This window comes from Streptomyces collinus Tu 365 (assembly GCF_000444875.1).
Taxonomy (GTDB): domain Bacteria; phylum Actinomycetota; class Actinomycetes; order Streptomycetales; family Streptomycetaceae; genus Streptomyces; species Streptomyces collinus_A.
This window is the reverse complement of record NC_021985.1, coordinates 7,973,876-7,992,622: the sequence shown is the minus strand read 5'-3', so window position 1 is coordinate 7,992,622 and position 18,747 is coordinate 7,973,876. Positions and strand designations below refer to the sequence as shown.

The 18,747-nt window shown below is 68.3% G+C and carries 16 protein-coding genes and 2 pseudogenes; 5 read left to right on the top strand and 13 right to left on the bottom strand.

The features are described from left to right. Positions 1-668: 668 nt before the first annotated feature. Entirely contained in the window at positions 669-3,185 is a 2,517-nt protein-coding gene (locus B446_RS34245) for a hypothetical protein (RefSeq protein WP_020937553.1), read from the bottom strand. Between the two features lie 172 nt (positions 3,186-3,357). On the opposite strand from B446_RS34245, the gene B446_RS34240 reads away from it, so the two are divergent. After that, positions 3,358-3,537 (top strand): hypothetical protein, encoded by a 180-nt coding sequence (locus B446_RS34240; protein ID WP_043474467.1) that lies wholly within the window; start codon positions 3,358-3,360, stop codon positions 3,535-3,537. 44 nt (positions 3,538-3,581) lie between these two features. On the opposite strand, the gene B446_RS39370 is transcribed toward B446_RS34240, so the two are convergent. Both B446_RS39370 and B446_RS34235 read right to left on the bottom strand, forming a co-directional pair. Further along, complete coding sequence (locus B446_RS39370) at positions 3,582-3,722, bottom strand: hypothetical protein (RefSeq protein ID WP_158506729.1); 141 nt, start codon at positions 3,720-3,722, stop codon at positions 3,582-3,584. Between the two features lie 538 nt (positions 3,723-4,260). Further along, positions 4,261-4,599: a hypothetical protein gene (locus tag B446_RS34235; protein ID WP_020937554.1), complete on the bottom strand. Its 339-nt coding sequence runs from the start codon at positions 4,597-4,599 to the stop codon at positions 4,261-4,263. A 354-nt stretch (positions 4,600-4,953) separates the two neighbouring features. Here B446_RS34235 and B446_RS34230 point away from each other — a divergent pair, with 354 nt between their 5' ends. Beyond that, a complete protein-coding gene (locus B446_RS34230; protein WP_020937555.1) occupies positions 4,954-5,253 on the top strand; it encodes a hypothetical protein in 300 nt (99 codons plus the stop codon). A 214-nt stretch (positions 5,254-5,467) separates the two neighbouring features. On the opposite strand, the gene B446_RS34225 is transcribed toward B446_RS34230, so the two are convergent. After that, on the bottom strand, positions 5,468-6,205 hold the full coding sequence (locus B446_RS34225) for an SDR family NAD(P)-dependent oxidoreductase (protein WP_020943809.1): 738 nt from the start codon (positions 6,203-6,205) through the stop codon (positions 5,468-5,470). Positions 6,206-6,289: 84 nt separating this feature from the next. Here B446_RS34225 and B446_RS34220 point away from each other — a divergent pair, with 84 nt between their 5' ends. Next, complete coding sequence (locus B446_RS34220) at positions 6,290-6,931, top strand: TetR/AcrR family transcriptional regulator (protein WP_043474470.1); 642 nt, start codon at positions 6,290-6,292, stop codon at positions 6,929-6,931. A 118-nt stretch (positions 6,932-7,049) separates the two neighbouring features. Here B446_RS34220 and B446_RS34215 read toward each other — a convergent pair. After that, positions 7,050-8,035: pseudogene (locus tag B446_RS34215) on the bottom strand (IS701 family transposase); the annotation flags it as partial. Between the two features lie 376 nt (positions 8,036-8,411). Further along, complete coding sequence (locus B446_RS34210; protein WP_020937558.1) at positions 8,412-9,299, bottom strand: LysR family transcriptional regulator; 888 nt, start codon at positions 9,297-9,299, stop codon at positions 8,412-8,414. A gap of 120 nt (positions 9,300-9,419) precedes the next feature. Here B446_RS34210 and B446_RS34205 point away from each other — a divergent pair, with 120 nt between their 5' ends. Next, the gene (locus tag B446_RS34205) at positions 9,420-9,749 is read left to right on the top strand and encodes a carboxymuconolactone decarboxylase family protein (RefSeq protein ID WP_020937559.1); all 330 of its coding nucleotides are present in this window, start codon (positions 9,420-9,422) and stop codon (positions 9,747-9,749) included. On the opposite strand, the gene B446_RS34200 is transcribed toward B446_RS34205, so the two are convergent. Next, positions 9,746-9,976, bottom strand: a complete 231-nt coding sequence (locus tag B446_RS34200) for a hypothetical protein (RefSeq protein WP_020937560.1) — start codon at positions 9,974-9,976, stop codon at positions 9,746-9,748. The genes B446_RS34205 and B446_RS34200 overlap by 4 nt on opposite strands. Beyond that, positions 9,973-10,428, bottom strand: coding sequence for a type I-E CRISPR-associated protein Cse2/CasB (casB, locus tag B446_RS34195; protein ID WP_272945904.1), 456 nt, complete (start codon positions 10,426-10,428; stop codon positions 9,973-9,975). The genes B446_RS34200 and casB overlap by 4 nt, the downstream gene beginning before the upstream one ends. 292 nt (positions 10,429-10,720) lie before the next feature. Here casB and B446_RS34190 point away from each other — a divergent pair, with 292 nt between their 5' ends. Continuing rightward, positions 10,721-11,581: an alpha/beta fold hydrolase gene (locus B446_RS34190; protein ID WP_020937562.1), complete on the top strand. Its 861-nt coding sequence runs from the start codon at positions 10,721-10,723 to the stop codon at positions 11,579-11,581. 377 nt (positions 11,582-11,958) lie between these two features. Here the strand turns inward: B446_RS34190 and B446_RS34185 are convergent, their stop codons facing one another. From B446_RS34185 to B446_RS39925, 5 genes and pseudogenes are all read right to left on the bottom strand, one after another. Continuing rightward, positions 11,959-12,375, bottom strand: coding sequence for a hypothetical protein (locus tag B446_RS34185; RefSeq protein ID WP_020937563.1), 417 nt, complete (start codon positions 12,373-12,375; stop codon positions 11,959-11,961). A gap of 45 nt (positions 12,376-12,420) precedes the next feature. Further along, on the bottom strand, positions 12,421-13,872 hold the full coding sequence (locus tag B446_RS34180) for a transcriptional regulator (protein ID WP_052352098.1): 1,452 nt from the start codon (positions 13,870-13,872) through the stop codon (positions 12,421-12,423). A gap of 353 nt (positions 13,873-14,225) precedes the next feature. After that, positions 14,226-14,417, bottom strand: coding sequence for a hypothetical protein (locus B446_RS39060; RefSeq protein WP_148305711.1), 192 nt, complete (start codon positions 14,415-14,417; stop codon positions 14,226-14,228). 218 nt (positions 14,418-14,635) lie between these two features. After that, complete coding sequence (locus B446_RS34175; protein ID WP_237751132.1) at positions 14,636-17,989, bottom strand: RHS repeat-associated core domain-containing protein; 3,354 nt, start codon at positions 17,987-17,989, stop codon at positions 14,636-14,638. A 537-nt stretch (positions 17,990-18,526) separates the two neighbouring features. After that, a pseudogene (locus tag B446_RS39925) lies at positions 18,527-18,723 on the bottom strand (transposase); the annotation flags it as partial. Between the last annotated feature and the right edge of the window lie 24 nt (positions 18,724-18,747).

Sequence of the window (18,747 nt, the reverse complement as noted above, 5' to 3'; positions counted from 1 at the left end):
GATGAATGCCCGGCTCGTGCGCTTCCCGTACGGCACGCGTACGGGAAGCGCACGCATGCCGTTGACCGGCCCATGGCACGCTACAAAGGCGGTGGCATGATCTTGTTCGACAACGCACGCCGCAGCCTGACCCAGTCCGAAGCCCCGCCCGGGAAGGTTCCGGCCGTCCCACTCCAGCACCGGGCTGGGCCCCCATAGCGGTCAGCGTCTCGGCCAGTTCCCGGACTGTTCCGACGAGTGGACTAGAGACCGGCCGCATGGACGACACCGGCCCCTGGGAGATCGTCAGAGCGCCCTCGACGCGTTCAGGGCATCGATGACCCGCAGCGGCGACGCGTTCGCAGAGACGCCCGTCCTCTCCGCGTTCGCGGCCCTGGGCGCCCCGGCAGCTCAGGGCAAGCACCACACCAGGCGCTGCTCTGTCTCGCCGACGCCGGGCCGACGTCCTCTTTGCGAATGCTTCGTGACGGACCCCAACCCACCAGGTCAGGCTGAATCGCCGAGAACCCGCCGTGCGAACCCGCCGTCCTTCAGTCCACAGCTACTCGAACTCCTCCAAGGAGATCTCGGCCGCCTCCGGCCGCAGCCTCACCAACGAAGACTTCGCAGTGATCGACCAACGGCTGCGGGCCACGAGGCTCCCTGCGGTGATCTAGAGGAATCGACGATTACTCCCCCCGGTTGCCAGATTCAGCGGAGCTCCTGTCATCCCTTGTGCAGGACGGGCAGGGCTGCGTTTCAGCCAGTGCGGATCTCGGAAGTGCTCCGCGGTACTTCGCGACGATATTGCGGTTCAGACCCATCACGTCAGCAAGTGCTCGGTCGTCGAGTGGTTGCGGAGGCAGCCGCCAGACCAGTTGCCCGGCAATTGCTCGGATCAACCAACAGGCCACGTAGTACAGCTGAGCATGGGCGGGGAATCCCGTATCCGCCAAGTCATGGAGCTTGGAGTGCTGCATCTGCAGCACCCGCGGCCGGTACTCGAGGGGAAGCAACCAGGCCACCCCTGTTGACATCCGCACCGCTGCCAGCGACGGCGCCGACTCGCGTGCGACCATGGCTGGGTGCTCGCCGGGTGTGGCGGATTCCGTGCGGAACAGCTGGTCGAGTGCCCTTCGCAGCTGCTTCACCTGGTAGCGGAAGTAGATCTTGTCGTGAGGGAGGTCCGGGCCTCTCGGTTTGCTCAGTGCGCGGAAAAGTCCCCCCGCAGGACGCTCGGGGAAGTACTCGCGGTGATGGCAGAGATCGCTGGCAAGCCTGTCGAGGAGCTCGCGGACGTATTGAAGCGATGACAGGTCGGCGAAGGTGTCGCCGTGGTCCAGGGCGCGGCGCAGAGCTTGAATGCGGCGGATCACCGGGGTGAAGTCGTCGTAGTAGAGATAGATGGTGCCGAAGCTCAGTTCGGCGTCGATTTTACGGATCCGGAAGCGGGCAAGCTGCCGAGCGAGGCGGTTCCGTGCCTCGCTCAAGTCGTCTCGCTCGGCGAGCAGGAGGTCCCCGACGCGACGCAGTTCGTCGAGGAGGGTGACGCCGTCGAAGGGCTGCCCGCGGTCCTGCCTCGCCAGAATGTCGTCCAGTTGCTGTTCGCCGCGTTTGAGCAGCGCGAGGTACCGGCTGGCAGCGTCTTGGGTGAGGGCGTTGGTCACCGTCTTGGCGACGTCCTCGTCGGCCGCCAGCCGCGTAAGGAGCCCGAGGGCCCGCGTGACGTGGTCGTCGGAGGGCAGGTCCAGCACCCTGCCCAGCAGTTTCGGTTCCTCGTCGCGGCAGACTTGCAAGACCAACCGTTCGCCGACGGGGTCGGGGCGTAGCGGGGTGTACACGCTGTCGCCGGTGGACCCTTGACGCCAGTACCGGCCGCGCAGCCACTGGTCCACCTGATCTCGTAAGACGGCATCGCCGGCCAGGACGGGAAACTGGGCGAGTATGGCTTCGGCTTCGTCTTCATTGGCTGCGCCTGCGGTAAGCGTCACCATGGCCACGCACCGGCGAAGCAGCGGGATGTGTGCGCTCAGGGCTCCACTCGCGTTGCTGCGCCACACCTCGGTCTCGTGGTTGAGCACCCGCTCAAGCAGGTCTCCCGTGCCGTGTCGTGGGTCCGGCCCGGTCCAGACCGCGTCCACCGCCGCGCACAGCACTTCCAACGGCAGAGCGCCCGGGTCCTTGACTTCCCTCACTGGCGGGTCGGGCCTCCGCCCGCGACTGAACGCGGCTACTCCGTCGGCGAACAGTTGCCGGCGTTGCGCATCGGTCAATTCCGGGAGGGCGATCGTCTGCGCCTGCTCCAGGGCGTTCCACACGGCGTCGCTGGCTCGTTCACCAAAGCACTCACGCAGGTCCCGCAGCGCCTTTTCGGGGTATTGGGCGAGGCGGGCGAGCAGGAGCAGCCGCACCCGCTCCGACGTCGAGCACGTCATATCCTGCAGTCGGCGTGCCAGCACCTCTGGCTGTGTTCCTCCGAAGTCGTCCACCACAAGAAGCCGGTCGCCTAGTGCGGTGTCGACCCGCCGGTCCTCCATGTTCACGAACCCGGCCGTCCAGCCATTCTCGGTCTGAGCCTTGCACACAGTGATGGCGTAGCGGGTCTTGCCGGCGCCGCCAGGTGCCTCGACATAGCGAACTGCCAAGGGCTCAGGGCCGTCACACCAGGCGGCGAACTCCGCAGTGACCTCGGGAAACAGATACGGCACTATCTCGAACTTGGCGAGCAGTGAAAGGGCGGGCGTGTCTTGGCCTGGATGTTCGAGGGCGGGGGCGCGCCACGGCTGTGTGAGGAGGTTCCCAGCGCGCTTCCGCGTTCGGTCGGTGGCGGTTTGCTCGTCCTCGGCGGGGTCGCTCGGATCGTGGTCCCGGCCGTCATTACTGGCCACTTCGAGGATCGTGACGAGCCGCTGGTGCCGGTGGCGCCACAGCTTTCTCTCGACCAGGGCCTTGCTGAACGGATCGGAGGCCGTGGCGCAACGCTCGCACGCGTCGAGGAGCGCCATCACGGTGTCCAAGTCCGGGGGCCTGACGAACTCACCTTGAAGAAGCCGGTGGACGCTCGACTTGCTGGGGACTGGGCCGCCGACCGCCGCGTGCCGGGAGATCGTCCGGGCCAGCTTCGCTGCACTTGGCTGGCCCGCCGCCCTGTGCACCTCCCGCAGCCACGCGGCGAACTGCTTCCGTGCCTTGTCTGCCCGCTGCAACGCCCCTCCCCCCGGCGTCCCACAATGTCCCGGGACGCCCCGCGTTCTGGGGCCCAGCCTAGGCCGCGGTCCGCGGCAATGAGGCCGGTATCCCGATTCGACCCGACTTCCGCCAGCGGTCGCCCAGGCGCCAGAAGGTGCTCCTGTCACCGGCTAACGAACGGAGCACACGATGACGCTGCACGACCTCCTCGACACCCTCGGCCCCGTCGGCCTACTCGTCCTTCTCTGCACGGTCATGATTTTCGTGGGGGTGGTGCTGCCGACCATCTGGTCGCGCCACCCCTACCGCCGTACTGCCGCTCGCGCGACCATGAACACTCTCCTCGATGCGCTGCGCCGGCATCTCTAAACGGAGTGAGATTGACGACTGGCCTCTCCCGCCGCACCGGCACCTCACGCGCCCTGGACGGCCTGCTGGGTGTCCGACTTCGAACTGCCGGAGCTGTCGTCGAAACCACCGCCACAGGCGGCGAGGGTGAACATCAGCACGGCGGCGGGTGCGGGGAGGAGGGCACGACGGGACAAGGTACGCATGAGCGGTCTCCAGCCTCCGGGGATTCAACCGGTAGCTCCGGTACTTCAGCCGGTGCTCAGACGGCACGTCCGGCACTACGGCAGGTGGCGGACAGGACGAGAACGGAGCCAGCGACTCCTGTGGTAGGACTTCGACCACCACCCACAAAGGCGCGGCTCCTTCGCCGCCGTGATCCGGTACACCGACGATCAGGGCGGCGGCTGTACCAGCACCGGTCCCGAGTGCGAGTCGGCCTACGTCTACGGCAGCCCGTGGGCTGGAGGCGCCGAGACCCGCTCACGGAGAACACGCCAATCACCGTGACCTGCAAGATCACAAACGGTCGCAGTTTGGGCAACAGCGTGGGACCCATGTAGCGGTCCCACGCCACCGCCCTACACCACCCCTGGTTTCACCTGGACAGCGACAAGGGGGCAACCGCCGTATAGGCGGAGCTGCTGCACAACGTGAGCGTCAGCGCCGTGCCCAATTGCTCCTGAGGTCTCGTTGCGGTGTCAGGCGCCGAGCGGCGTGTGGCAGCGCGATCGGGACAGGAGGTCAGCAGGGCGGCACCCGAGTCGGCTTGGCAACGAGAGACGCGTGGACAAAGCCGATCCAGTTGTTAGTTCCGTTGGACTGCACGGTGGAGTAGTACCAGCGGTTGGTCCAGTAGTTGCCCTGGGCCCACTGACCGTCCTTGTAGCACATCATGTCGACCATGCGGCCGTTGGGCGCCTTGCCGATGATCGCGGAGTTGGTCGTGGCCGCCCCGCGGACGTAGGCGTAGCCGGAGTTCGAAGAGACGTAACTACCAGTCCACGCCGACGCGGGTGAGGCGGCCAGACCGCACAGGGCGGCTCCCGCCGCAACGAGGCCACCTACCAGATGTGAGCGCATTGTTCGCTTCCCCTCTCCTCGACAGAAGGACCAGGACGTTACGGGCGCTTTGGATCCGCCAGCCAGACGGGTGAGGGGGCGCGTTGACGTGTGTACGGCGCGCAGAGGGAGCGCGCAGCTGCCAGGCCGTGGGCCCCGGTGCTTCGTTTTGAAGCATGCTCGGACGGGGGTGCGTGGCGCCTGGCAGCTGCTCGAATGGATGTTGCAGTCTGGTCGGCGGCGATCACGGGAGGGACAGCTCTTTTCGGGGTTGCTCTGGGCACTGGTCTGACACTGTTCGGAGAGCGTGCCAAGTGGCGGCGAGAGAGTCGGCAGAGCGAACAGCGAGAGCGCGCTGAGCGACTTGAGGACTTCATGCTTGCCGTGGAGGAGGCCAGGCAGCTTGCCCATCAGGCCACGCACGGCAACATGGCCGAGGCAGCGCTGCTCAAAGCACGGTTCGAGCAGCTCATGGCCACAGTCGCCCTGAAGGTGGTGCGCATTCGGCTCGTCGAGCCGGGGGAAGTCGCCTCACGGGTGCAGATCGTCCACCAAACCGCGTGGAAAGCCATGACCGAGTCAACCGAGTCGACCAGCACACGCCGGCTGGATGAGCTGTCGACGGCGCTGACGGATCTCATCCGCGTGTGCCGGGGCACGCTCAAGGACCAGTAACACGGCCACAGCGACCGTCTTACCGTCCATCAGGATGCGTGGTTCAGAGAAGCCACCCCTTCGCCCCGTCAAGCAGCTCCCTACGATGTCCGCGTGCCGGCCACTCTCCTCGACAAGATTGCTTCGGGCGCACTGGGCCTCGTACGACGCACACGCGCGGCCCGGAGTGCACCCATCGCAGGTAGGGAACCGGATGCGCACCACCGGCCGTCGATCAGGCCCGGGTGTAGCCGCCGTCGGCGAAGAGTTCGGCGCCGGTGACGAACGACGAGGCGTCCGAAGCCAGGAAGAGGGCGGCCTCGGCGATTTCCTCGGCGTCGGCCAGCCTCCCCAGTGGCACGGTGGCCTCGGCGAACTGGTCGGCGGCCGGCCCTGCGGCGCCCAGCAGGCCAGGGGTCCGCGTGGGTCCCGGGCTGAGCACGTTGACCCGGAATCGCCGCTCCCGTGACTGCCGGGCCCAGTTGTGCACGAGGTTGCTCACCGCCGCCTTCGAGGCGCTGTAGACCTCGAGTTGCTCATTGGGCCGCACGCTGTTGCTCGAGCCGACGACCACGATGGAGGCGTTCTCCGCCAGCAGCGGGAGTGCCTTCTGAACGGTGAACAGTGGGCCCTTGACGTTGACGGCGAGGGTCAGGTCGACGTTCGCCTCGGTGTGGGCGCCGAGCGCGGCGTCCGCGACGATTCCCGCGTTGGCCACCAGCACGTCGATGCGTCCGGCCTGCTCGCGGACTCGCGCGTAGAGCGCGTCCAGGTCGGCCAGGTTCGAGACGTCGGATCGTACGCCGGTGGCCGCAGGGCCCAACTCCTTGACTGCCGCCTCGAGGCGGTCGATGTCCCGGCCGGTCACGAAGACCCGTGCGCCCTCCCGGACGAAACGGTGGGCGATGGCCAGCCCGATCCCGCTGGTCCCTCCGGTGATCACGGCCACCTTTTCCTGCAGCACGCCTGACATGGCGAACCCCTTCAGTTATGGAATGGATCGTCCATAACGTAGCCAGTAATGGACGATCGAGTCAAGAACGAATAGACTGAGGCCATGCCGAGACCACGCGCCTTCGACGAACGCCAAGTCCTGGAGCGGGCCCGGGAACAGTTCTGGGCGACCGGCTACGCAGGAACCCGGATGGACGACATCGCCCAGGCGACCGGCCTGGGCAAGGGCAGCCTGTACGGCGCGTTCGGCGACAAGGCCAAGCTGTTCCACCGTGTATTTGGCGACTGGTGCACCGCAGTCGTCGAGGTGGCCGAAGGGCGTCTGGCAGGCGGCCCGGATGCAGAGGCCTTGGCCCGACTGTCGGAATACGTGCACCTCATGGCGGAGAACACCGCCTCCGACAGCGAGCGCCGCGGGTGCCTGTTGGCCAAGGGCGCGGCGGAACTGGCCCAGCAGGATCCGACGGTCGCCGCACGGTCGGCCGAGACCATGACGGCACTGCTGACCCTGCTGCGAACGGAGATCAGCGCCGCCCAGCGCCACGGCGACATCGACAGCGCCGCGGATCCGGAGCGGCTGGCGGCACTGCTGCTGACGGTGGTCCGCGGTATCGAGGCGGTAGGCAAGGCCGGCCTGGATCCGGAGACGCTGCGGAACGTTGCAGACACCGCACTCGCGGTCCTGCCCGTGCCCGAGGGGCAGAAACGCCTCGCAACCGGGCGCAGTGCGGCCCGTGAGAACTAACTTGGTGCCATCACGGCCACATGATCCGCCGCACACGGTCTAGTAGTGCTTCGTTAGGTTCTTCGTCTGCTGGTCGGTAGGGGGCGGCCGCAGGTGGTGCAGGTGCCGGTCCAGCACCTCAGCAGGTCCTGAATGACGTCGAGGACCTGGTAGAGGGTGAGGCCGGCGTCTGGGCTTTTGGGTCGAGTCGCCGGAGGGTGAGGAAGGCCTGGGCGGCGGTGACGAGGGGTGACGTGGTGGTGCCAGCCGCGCCAGGTGCGTCCTTCGAAGTGGTCCAGGCCCAGGCCGTGCTTGAGTTCGCGGTAGTCGTGCTCGATCCGCCAGCGCATCTTCGCCCACCGCACCAGATCGGTGATGGCCGTGGTGGCGGGGAAGTTGGTCATCCAGTAGCCGGTCGGCTCTTCGGCTTCTTCAGGCTGTTCGACCAGCAGGGTCCGCAGCGGCAGCACACCGTCCCACCGGCTGCGGCCACCGGCCTGTTCCTGGGCGGTGCGGCAGGCCTCCTTGCCCGACGGCCTGACCTGCAGAACGGCGAAGTGCGAAGTCATCGTGCCCTTTACTGCCCTGCCGCCACGTGACTTCCTCGAACACCGCGGCCTCTGCAACGAGGCCCGGCAGCGGCCGGGGCACCTCGCGGTATCGGGGCAGAGTCGGTGGGCCCAGCCCGCCATAGGCGGGTTGATACGGCTCCGCGTCGGCAGGCCGAGCGATCTCTTTCGGGTCGACGGCCACGACGTAGGACCAGCCGCGTTCCTCCAGCGCGAGCCGGAAGGAGACGCTGCGGCCATAGCCGGCATCGGCCACGATCACCGGCACGCTCAGGCCCTGTCCGGCCAGGCGGTCCAGCAGTCCCAGCGCAAGACGGGTCTTGGACACATGCCCGACCTCCTCGGGAATGCCGGCCCGCCGGCGCCGACCGTTGTCATGTGTCCATTCCTCGGGCAGGAACAACTCCCACTCCAACGGGCACGATGCCGTGTCGGTGGCCGCGTGGACGCTGACCGCGACCTGGCAGTTCGCCCGTTCCGGTCCTTGCGCTGGTGAACGACGTGGCCGGCCTCCCGAGAGGCCGCATGGTGCCACCCCGCTGATGCCCCTGGTGCAGCACAGTGAGCTGGTGCGACGGCCCGGCAGGACGGGGCCCGACGCGCCGGAACGGCCCGGCGAACCCGCGCCCACGGCCCGACGACAGACGGGCAGAACGGCGGCCGCGGACGGCGGCGACAAGCCTGCCGGCAGCCGCTCACCCGCGCCCCGCCCGGCCGCTGCTCTACCCCGCGGGATCGTGACGGCCGCCCGGCGGCGGCCAGGACGCGACGCGGCAGCGCGACAGTCGGGCGCACGGCCGGCCCGGCGACCGGGCAGGGCGGGCCTGGCGACCAAGGCCGTGGCGCCGTCAGCAGGACGGGCTAGGTCGTCTCTTCCCCGACCCATCGGACGGGCTCTGGTGGGATGCCGCCGGGCCGCTGCAGGAAGCCGCCTACTGCGCGAGGTCGGCGGGCGGGCGGCGGGCGAAGGCTGCGGTGAGGGCCTGCGCGAGAGCCTCGGCCCGGGGGTCGGGCGTGGTGGCGCGGCGGGCGGTGACGATGCGGCTCGGTGCGTGGCCGTCGACCGGGACGAAGGCGATGCCGGGGCGGGCGTGCCGCAGTGCCGCGCCGGCCGGGAGCAGGCCGACCGTGCCCTCCCAGAGGACGGCGTGCAGGCATTCCTCAAGGGAGGACACCACCGGACCCGGCACGTCGTCCGGGGCGCCGAGCCAGTACGCACGCCACCGTGCGTCCGTACCCGGCGGCAGCCGGAAGCGCGGCCGACCGGCGAGTTCGGCGACGTGCAGCCGCGGGCGGCCCGCCAGAGTGTCGTCCGCCGGCAGAGCGGCCACGAGCGGCTCCTCGCCGAGCAGGCGGACCGTCAGGCCAGAGGTGTCGAAGGGCAGGCGGGTCAGCGCCAGGTCCACCCGGGCCTCGCGCAGGCCCGCGCTCGGATCGGTGATCGGCGCCTCGCGCAGCCTCACCCGCAACCCCGGCCGCTCCCGCCGCAGCGCGGACAGCGCCGCCGCGCCGACGTCCAACCCGGCGCCCGCGACCGTACCGAGGACCAGAACCCGCTCGGACTCGGCGCCCCGGACCCGTTCACGGGCGCGCTCGGCGCGCTCCAGCAGGTCCCGCGCCTCCGCGAGTAGCACCTCGCCGGCCGGGGTGAGTCGGGCGCCGGTCGGGATCCGCTCGAACAGCCGGCACCCGAGGTCTGCCTCAAGCTCCCGGATCCGGCGGCTCAGCGGCGGCTGTGCCAGATGCAGGCGCGCCGCGGCCCGGCCGAAGTGGCCCTCCTCGGCCACGGCGACGAAGCAGCGTAGTGCCCGCAGGTCCATGACCGGCCACGATACCGAGTTCGAACCCGTCCCTGCGAAATCGGTCTTGGACGCGGCCGCCCCCGTCGCGGTGGGGTGGATCCACCAACGGATCCACCCCAACCACTCAAGGAGCCCGCCGTGTACACGGACCCCGACGATCTCAAGCGCGCTCGTTCGGTCGGCGCCAATGCCCCGGTGGAGTTCGCGGCCTGGCGCGCCTTCCAGGACGCCGTCGACCGGGAGGACGGTGCGGTCCCGCGGCGCTACCGCGAGCTGATCTCCGTGGCGGTGGCGTTGGTGACCCAGTGCGCGTACTGCCTCGACGTGCACACCGCCGCCGCCCGCCGACACGGGGTGACCGCCGAGGAACTGGCCGAGACCGCCTTCGTCACCGCCGCGGTCCGCGCGGGCGGAACCCTGGCCCATGCACTCATGGCCGACCGCCTCTACGAGGAGCATGGCCACTAGTCGGCGAGCCCCCGGAGACTGCACGGCCCCCGGGGGCTCACGCACACCAGGTTCTTGGCCTGGGGCGCCGGCTCCGGCTCACCGTCCTTGGCGGCGCTCGCCTTGCGCTTGGGCACCTCGGTCTTCAAGCCGGCTGCCTTCACCGTCTCGTCCGCGAGCCGCAGGGCGGTCTCACCCGTGAGCGAGGCGGTCTGCAGGGCGTACACGTCGAGGAAGATGCGGTTCACGAGGCGTCCTTGTCGGTGTACGTGGTGGCGGTGGTGTCCGTGGTGGCGCGGTCGGCGGCAGCGGCAGGGCGGCCGGTGGGCTTGTCGTGCCAGGTGTGGAAGGAGCGGCCCCGTTCCCTGCGGACGGTGTCCGCGCCGCCGGGCCGCTGCCCGGTGTAGAGCTGTCCGGCGGGCAACGCGTGGTCGAGTTCGATGTCTTCGAGGCGCAGCAGGACGACGATGTCGCGCAGCCGCTGGGCGCAGGTGGTCAGGTCGGCGGCGGTGCCGGCGCGGCCCAGGCGTTTGTGGATGGGGGGTGCGATCTCGCCGGGTTTCATCATCCGGCGCACCGCGGCGCCCAGGCCGCGGCGGCGGTCCGGCCGGTCGGCCTGGTACATGCCGGTGCGGCGGGACTGCTGGTGCAGTGCGTAGAGGGTGAGGGCGACATGCAGGGCGTCCTCGGCCCTGGCCAGTTCCTGCTCGATCAGCGGCCGGGCGCCGCACGGGCAACGGCCTCGCCGGCCGGCTTCTTCAACTCCGCCTGGTCATGTTTCCGCTCGCCGTCATCACGGTCACCGCCGCGCTTTCAAGCCCCTGCCGACAACGCCGCCTGTGCCGCCTTTGCCGACCCTCTGGACGCGATACTTGGCGTTTGAGCAAGCTCGTTGGCGACTGAGCGACCCGTAGCGGAGTGTCGGGGCTCATCTTGGGAAGGTGGATCGGTGGGGTAGCGCGGGCCGGGTCTCGGAGCAGGAGGGGCGTTGCGTGTTCGAGGAGTTTTCCACCAGGACGGTGCGCACCAGTGAGGCATCCATTTTCGTTCGATACGGGGGCGAGGGCCCGCCTCTTCTGTTGTTGCATGGCCACCCGCGTACGTCGGCGACATGGCACCGGGTCGCGCCCGTCCTGGTGCGGCGCGGTTTCAGCGTCGTCTGCCCCGACCTGCGTGGGTACGGACGCTCCCGCGGTCCGGCGCCCACTCTGGATCACGTTCCGCACGCCAAGCGCGCCGTTGCCAAGGACATGGTCGAGGTCATGCAAACGCTCGGGCATCAGCGCTTCGGTCTCGTCGGTCACGACCGAGGGGCTGCCGTGGCGCTCCGCCTGGTGCTGGACCACCCGTCCGCGGTGACCCGGGTGGCGTTCCTGGACGGCCTGCCCCTGAGCGAGCACCTGACCCGTGCGGATGCCCGGTTCGCCACCGCATGGTGGCACTGGTTCTTCTTCGCACAGCCAGAGATCCCCGAACGCGTCATCAACGCTGATCCCGACGCCTGGTACCGCGGAGACCCCGAAGCCATGGGGCAGGAGAATCACGACGAGTGGCGAACCGCCACCCGCAATCCAGACGTCGTCCGCGCCATGCTGGAGGACTACCGCGCCGGGCTCACCGTGGACCGCCAACACGAGGAGGCGGACCGCGCCCGAGGGACGCGGATAGACTGCCCCGTCCTGGTCCTGTGGTCCTTGCGAGACGATCTCGAGGACCTGTACGGCGACCCGCGTACCATCTGGCGCGACTGGGCCGACGACGTCCGAGGCCACGGCATCGACGCCGGCCATCATGTGGCCGAGGAAGCCCCCGGCCCCCTCTCCGCCGCCCTGGGCGGCTTCTTCAACGGCTGAGGCTGCTCGCTCCGCCGTCGGAGAGGCGGGCGTCTCCCACGACCGAGCGTGTACGGGAAAAGGTGAACCCACTCGCTCGTGCTTGGGTGCGAGTGGTTCCTGAAGGCAGCCGGCCAAGAGGCGATCTACGCATCAACTAAGCAGAAGCGCAGGGTGCCATCACGCGCTGCAGCCCCCTTCCTGCCGTTATGACATCCATAGCGACTGCTATTTGGAAGTCACGACGCTGCTGTCTGACGTCCTGCCGAGACCGGGGAGCGAAGCCAGCCACGAGAAGAGGGATCAGCCATGTCGGAGATGGCTCCGAGCGTCGACCTGAAGCGTCACCTGCGTGTTGTACGTCCTCCGTGTGGCCATCATGACTTGGCTTCCCCGTCTCACTTCGCAGCTATCCGCTCAAGGCCGTCCTGGAGTAGGCGGACGGCCTCCTCCGCCTCCGTGTACTCCTCTGCACTCGCCAGAACAGTGCCGAACGTGCCACCACTCTCGGCAGTCATGGCCCGCCAGCGCAGGACCGGTTCGAGCGCGTTGAGGGCACCGGAGAGGAACCAGGCCATGCGGCCGTGGGTGCGAGCGAGAGAGATCGCCAGGACGGCGAGCGTTTCCCGCAGGTGTTCCAGCCGGTCGATCTGCGGCAATGCCTCCTGGACGTCCGACGGCCCGACAACCTTCCGCAGCCCGGCCTCGGTCTCAAGCGCAAGAGCCCGGTCGCTCGGAGCCAGCTCCCACACCCGGTCACGGATCTGCTGCTCGGCTTCCTCGGCCAGCATCGCGACGATTCTCCGCATGTCCATGCAGCCCACTCTAGGCTGGTTGGCCCGAGCAGCTCCCAGGTTCCCTCAAGCGTCGGTGGGTACCCACTGACGCACACCGTGGTCGTTCGTGCCGTACCAGTAGTGGGGCAGGCCCTTGATGCTGCTGGTGCGGAAGGGGTGGCCGTGGTCGTCGATGCGGACCGTGCCGGTGCGGCCCTGCGAGGACCAGTCCAGTTCCAGGTACCAGGCGCAGTCGTATGCCTCGGTCGTCGCGGTGACCTGCAGCACCTCCGGGTCCTCGGCGGAGACGCGGTAGGGGAACTGAACCGCGGGGACGGAGTTTCCGCTGTCGTTGCCGGGGCGCGCATGGGCGATCGGGCGGTCGACGTCCAGGTTCACGGAGAAGTTCCGGGGCGGCAGATCACTGCCGCAGCCCTGGCCCATGGCGTACGCGTTGCCCGTGACCGGGGTGCCGCGGCTGACGATACGTACCCGGAGGGCAGCGAGGACCACGGTCGTGGACGACTTCCCCTGTACCGAGATCTGCACCATCGTCTGCCGCCCAGGTACCGCCTGCTGCGTCGCTGCCCACACTCCGGCGTCCTGTTCTACCGGCGGCGGGGGCACCTGGGCCGGCTCCTTGCCGATGACGTAGTCGTGCCCGCAACCGCCGTCCCAGATCTGCGAGTCGGCGGTCCACGCGAGCGGTACACCGGTTGGCACGGGGGCGTCGCTCTTCGTCCCAGCCGACGATCGGTCCTTCGACTCGGGGCTCCCTGAAGCCCGTACTCCTGCGGAGGGCGACTCCGGAGAACGGCTGCGGGAGGGGCTGACCGCAGTGGCCTGCGGGTGGTGTGACGTGCCGGTTCCTGTCGTGCGGGACTGACCGGGGGCCTTGGCGGAGTTGTCGTGAGACCGGTCGGCCGACAGCGCCGACATACTGCCCAGCGTCACCAGCAGTACGGTGGCCGTGGCTGTGCCGGCGACGGTACGACGACGGCGGTACCAGGGCCGTCCAGTTGAGCGGACCGCATCGCACTGGGCCGTCGACTCGCAACTGCCCGGTCCGGAAGCCTCGGGAGCGGCGATGCCGTCGGCGCCGCCACCCAGACTGCGCGTGCTGCCACCCGCACGCGCCGCTGTCCGGCTGTCCGGACCCGAAGCCCGCCCGTCCCCTGTCGGCCCCGGTGCCCCCTCGGTCTTTGTCTGCTCCGCTGCCTCCTCCCCCGCCCTCGGCCTCTGTCGTGCCATCACCGCGAGCAGCCACAGGCGGTGCAGATCGAGGCGTTCCTCCGGTGTTGCTCCGCAGAAGGCAGCCAACCGCTCCACCGGGACGTAGTCCTGCGGGACCGCCTGTCCCGCGCAGTAGCGGTGCAGCGTGGAGGTGTTCATGCCGAGACGGCGGGCCAGTGAGCCGTAGCTCCGGTCCGTGCGGTCCTTCAGCCGGCGCAGCAGCGCCGCGAACTGCTCGACGTCGTCCTCGGTCGACACCGCTCCCCCAACCTCCCACGCGTTCCCGTATCTCAGGCGATCCATATACCTGCACGTCAGATGGGACGGGACGGTTCCACCCTCGCCGAGCAGGCGTCCGGCGTCGCGCGGAGCCATCAGGTCAAGCGACGCATCTGACCGCTGCCTGACACGTACTGAGCCGTCGCCGGCCTCGTCTCCGACCGCACCGTCACCGTCTGAAACAGGCCGCGAGCAGGCCAAACACGACCCGCCCGCTATCGCGCACCAACTCGTAAGTAGGCGTAGGACAGGGAATCAACGAGGCTCCCGCACTGCTGAGTTGAGACGGCGAACACCTCTCTCACCGGCACAGGAGCCTCGTGCGTTGCGGGACACCGGCCGGCCACCCGATCAGTGGTCACACTGAAAGAGCTCAGTCAGCCGACGACTCCGATGACATAGAGCAGCCCCACGAGCGCGAGCATGACACCGATCGCACGAAAGGCCACAGCATTGCTTTGATCGAAACGCCCACTGGCTCTGCTTCCGACAGCTTTGGAGAAGGTGGGTCCGAACACTGCGATAGCCACCCCGAACGCGGTAACCAGCACACCCACAAGAACATGCATGACTGTCCTTACTGGTCAAGACTGTGGGCGCCCACAGAGAGCGCCCACAGAAGAACTCCTCTACTTGCTGCGTCGCCGACTTCTGGCATAGAGACCGATCATCACTATCGCAGCGATGACGAAGAGGCCAACCATCAGGTACGGGGACCAGGAAGGTCCAGCGGGCCTACCATTGGCCAGTTGAAGAAGGCTCTGCATGGGCGTATGCCTCGTTTTCCTTAGAAGGTGTACTTGACCGTTCCTGAACACTTGCCGGTACTTCCACCCGTGCCGACACCTTCCGACCCATCCGTAGCGACAGACAGGTCCGCAGGACCTAGCCCGCACGCCACTTCGCCGGTCCATCCCGGCCCCGCTGAGCCTGAGGCCAGACCCAGGTCACCACTTACTCCGGGGGTGCCAAGTCCTACGGACAGGTACGGGTGGACGCCGCCGTCCTCGTTGATGCTTGCGCCAGCGCCTATGCACACCCAGTAGCAAGCCTCGCCCCCCACGTCGAGCGACAGCAACCCGTTGGGGTCGATGCGGTTGACGGGGTCGCCCTCGGCGTAGAGGTAGGGGTTCTGTTCCTGGCCGGAGGGGTCGGACTGGGTGAAGCGGCTGACGTTGGCGTCGTAGTAGCGGGCCTTGAGGTGGTACAGGCCGGTGGGGTCCTGGTAGTTGCCGGCGAAGCGGTAGGGCTGGGCCACCGGTTCCGTCGACTGGGCGAGCAGACGAACACCGCGGGGGCTGTACGTGTAGGTGTCGACCTTGTTGCCGTCCACGTCCACCAGACCGATCACCGAGCCGATCGCGTCGGTGAGGTAGTAGTACGCCTTGCCCCCGGTCGTCATGGAGTTCAAGGTGCCCCCGGGCTCGCGGTTGAAGCCCATGTCCACGCCGGCGGTCGTCTTGGCGGACAGGCCGAGGGGGCCGTTGTGGAAGTAGGTGTCACCGAGGCGGATACGCTCGCTCTGGTCGGTGGAGCCGTACTGGCCGTCGTAGGTCTTGTTGTTGACCGTGATCGACGACATCTGGGAGTGGTCGGTCCAGGTCTCGCCGGTGCGGGTGTAGTCGTCGGTGGAGGCGCCTGCGGTCTCGTTGCCGATGGCGTCGTAGGACCAGCTTCCGCTGGTGCTGGACTTGGCGGTGAGTTCCTGGGCGTCGTTGTAGGTGTAGGTGGTGCCGCGCGGGCAGCCCTGGTCGGCGCCCTGGGAGGTGAGGTTGCCGGCCAGGTCGTAGCAGTACTGCCAGGAGTCGGCGATCGTGCCGTTCTTCTCCTCCTTGGCGTAGGAGAAGCGGCCCGCGCCGTCGTAGGAGTAGGTGCGCTTCAGCCCGGTGACGTTGTCCGTGCTGGTGCGGATCTTGTTGCCGTCGGTGGCGGCGTTCGTGCCGTAGCCGTAGGTGTAGCCGAGGTCGACCAGGGTGCCCTGGTCGGAGGTCACCTTGATGTTCTTGGGGCGGCTGGAGGCGTCGACGTCGACCTTCTGCACCGTGCCGCCGGGGTAGGTGGTCGTGGTGCGGACGTCGTCGTTGTTGTAATCGTACGTCGTCACCGCACCCTGCGGGTCCTTCAGCTCCTTGAGCTTGTTGACCTCGTTCCAGGTGTAGTCGACCTTCCCCGCGGGGTCCTGGTAGTAGTCCACGTTGCCCGCCGGGGTGTAGGCCAGCAGCGTCTGGGAGCCGTCCTGGAGGTGACGGACCGTCTCGCGCTGCAGCGGGTCGAACTCGTACTTCACCGTCCCCGTGCCGTCCGAGCGCTGGACCAGGTTGCCGTCGCCGTCGTACCAGTACTCGACCTTCACCGAGTTCGGTGCGGAGACGGTGCGGATGCGGTCCATGTTGTCGTACGTGTACGTGAAGGTCACCCCGCGCGCGTCCGTGGCCGACGCCGTGCGGCCCAGGTCGTCGTAGGTGTACGTCGTCTTGTCCAGCGGTGCCGGCGGCTTGGCCCACTCCAGGTTGCCCTTGGCGTCGTAATGGAAGTCGGTCTGCACCGTCTTCGTCGACGTCATCTTCGTCTTCTGCGCGCAGCGCTGGCCCTCGAAGCCGCCGCAGGTCGGGGTGGCGGGGTTGTAGTCGTAGGAGACGCTGCCGCCGCCGGTGCCGGTCTGGGCGACCGAGGTGGTGTTGCCGACCGTGTCGTAGGTGAAGCTCGTCTTCTCGCCGTCGGCGTTGGTGGAGTCCTTCGGTACGTCGCCGCCGGCGATGGTCTGCCAGGAGTTGACCGTCTTGCCGCCGGTGGGCATCGAGACGGTCTCTAGGTTGTTGCGGGAGTTGAATCCGTAGTCGGTGACGTTGCCCGGGGTGGTGCCCGCGCCCATCGCGTCGGTGGCCGTGTCGATGTTGTGGTTGGCGTCGAACTTCGTCGAGCGGTGATGCTGCAGCGCGTCCGTCACGTCGGTGACCTGGCCGTCGCCGTCGTGGTCGTACTTCGTGGCGTGCAGCTCCGGGTCCTTGGCCGTGGTCGTGCCGGCCGCGGTCGCCGACGTGGAGCTGTAGGTGTACGTCCAGGTCGGGCCCGTGCTCCCGGAGGCGTTGAAGCCGGTGGCGCGCAGCATCGAGGTGACGCGGTTGACGTCGTCGTAGGTGAAGACGGTGACCCGGCCTTCGGCGGTGGTGATCTTGGCGACGCGGCCGGAGCCGTCGTAGCCGAAGGTGACGGTCTTGCCCTCGGTGTCGGTGGTGGTGGCCAGGTTGCCGCTCGGGTCGAGGCTGTAGACGGCGGTGCGGCCGGTGTTGTCCTTGGCCTGCCACTGCGAGGGGTAGGTCTTGACGAGGTCAATCCAGCGGCCCGAGCGGGTCTCGGTGAGTTTGAAGCCCTTGTTCTCGCCGGTTTCGTCGTGCTGGGCGACGGTGATGCTGCCGTGGTTGCGGTCGGTGACCTTGCTCAGGCAGCCGTTGGCGTTGTAGGTCTCCTTCGAGCCCGACTTCCACTTCGTCAGCGTGTAGGTGCCGTCCGCGTTCTTCTTCAGGTCCTCCGAGTACCCCTTGGGGGTGGTGAAGGAGCCGTCGCTGTTCTTGGTGAAGCGGACGGTGGCGCCGGAGGCGTCGTAGAGGATCACCTCGCTGCTGGAGATGGACAGGTAGCGCTCGTACTGCTGCCACCAGCGCTGCGAGACGCGCCCGTAGGGGGCATCGAGCGAGTTGTACGTCCGCGCCAGCATCAGGCGCTGCCCCACGCCGGCGATGTCGAAGTCCGTCGCCGTCAGCATCAGGTTGCCGGTCGAGTAGTCGACCTTCGCCTTCAGAGTGTCCGTGATCGCGAAGCTGGTGTAGCGGTGCCAGGGCACGTTGCCCTGGCCCTCCGGGACGAGGCTCATCAGCGACGCCTTCGCCGCGACACCCGAGGACGCGGCCTCCTTCCCGGAGGCTGCGGCCTTGGCGTGCGCCCGCTGCTCACGCCTCCACGGCGCGTACGCGGTCGGGTTCTTCGACGGCTTCGACTTCACCGGCCGGTTCGCACCGACCTTCACCGCCGGCATCCTGAAGTCGGGGCTGCCCTTGCCCCACGCCGATACGGGTTTGCCGTCGGCCGCTGTCGCCGTCGTGGCGGGCAGGACCGCCGCCGCGAGCGCCGCCGCCGTCACCACCGCCACGGCGGCAGCCGCTCCTGATCTCCTCCGCGCATGCCGAAGAGACGTGCCCAAGGCACGTGTGCGCATGACTTTCCCCCATGGAGAGACAGACCCCGACAGCTCCAACAGCCACCGGGCCCACACAAGTTGTCACAGGAATCGCACAAAGATTCTTTCCATTCCCACGGAACCACCCCACATACGGGCCAGAATCAGCCACTCCCTTGCCATAGGGCAAGCAACGTAAAGGGCAATGAAAGGGTCCGTGTTGGGTGCAGTCACGCAGGCAGCACCGCGCGCAGGGCCCGGGCCGAACGGCCTAATAGCGTGGGCGCTTTCCTAGGCCCAGACGAAGGCAAGAAGCATGATCTGCGCGTGCCGACCGAGACCCGCGGATCGGCCCGAGCATGCCTCTGAAGAACATCGCGTCGGGGCTCGCCTCCAAGCAGGGGGCACCTAACGCAGCGCGGCGGCGACGAAGCCGTCGAGAGCCTCGCGCGGTACTCACCGCCGTTCACCAGTCGGTCGAAAAACCAGTCCGTCGATGCAGGTCAGCAACGGGGCGTGCAGGCGCGGCCAGACGCCGGCCTCGGTCCAGTCCCGCAGCGGCGCCAGGCCGTCACACCGGAGCAACCCACGGACTCCGTCGGAACATCGCGCCGGACGACACCGGTTCGCAGCGCGTACATCACGCCGGCGAGTGCCACTCGACCGGGAACTCGCAGGCCCCCAGGGTGGCGACGGCGCCGTTCGGGTCGTGAGGTGGCGGGCAC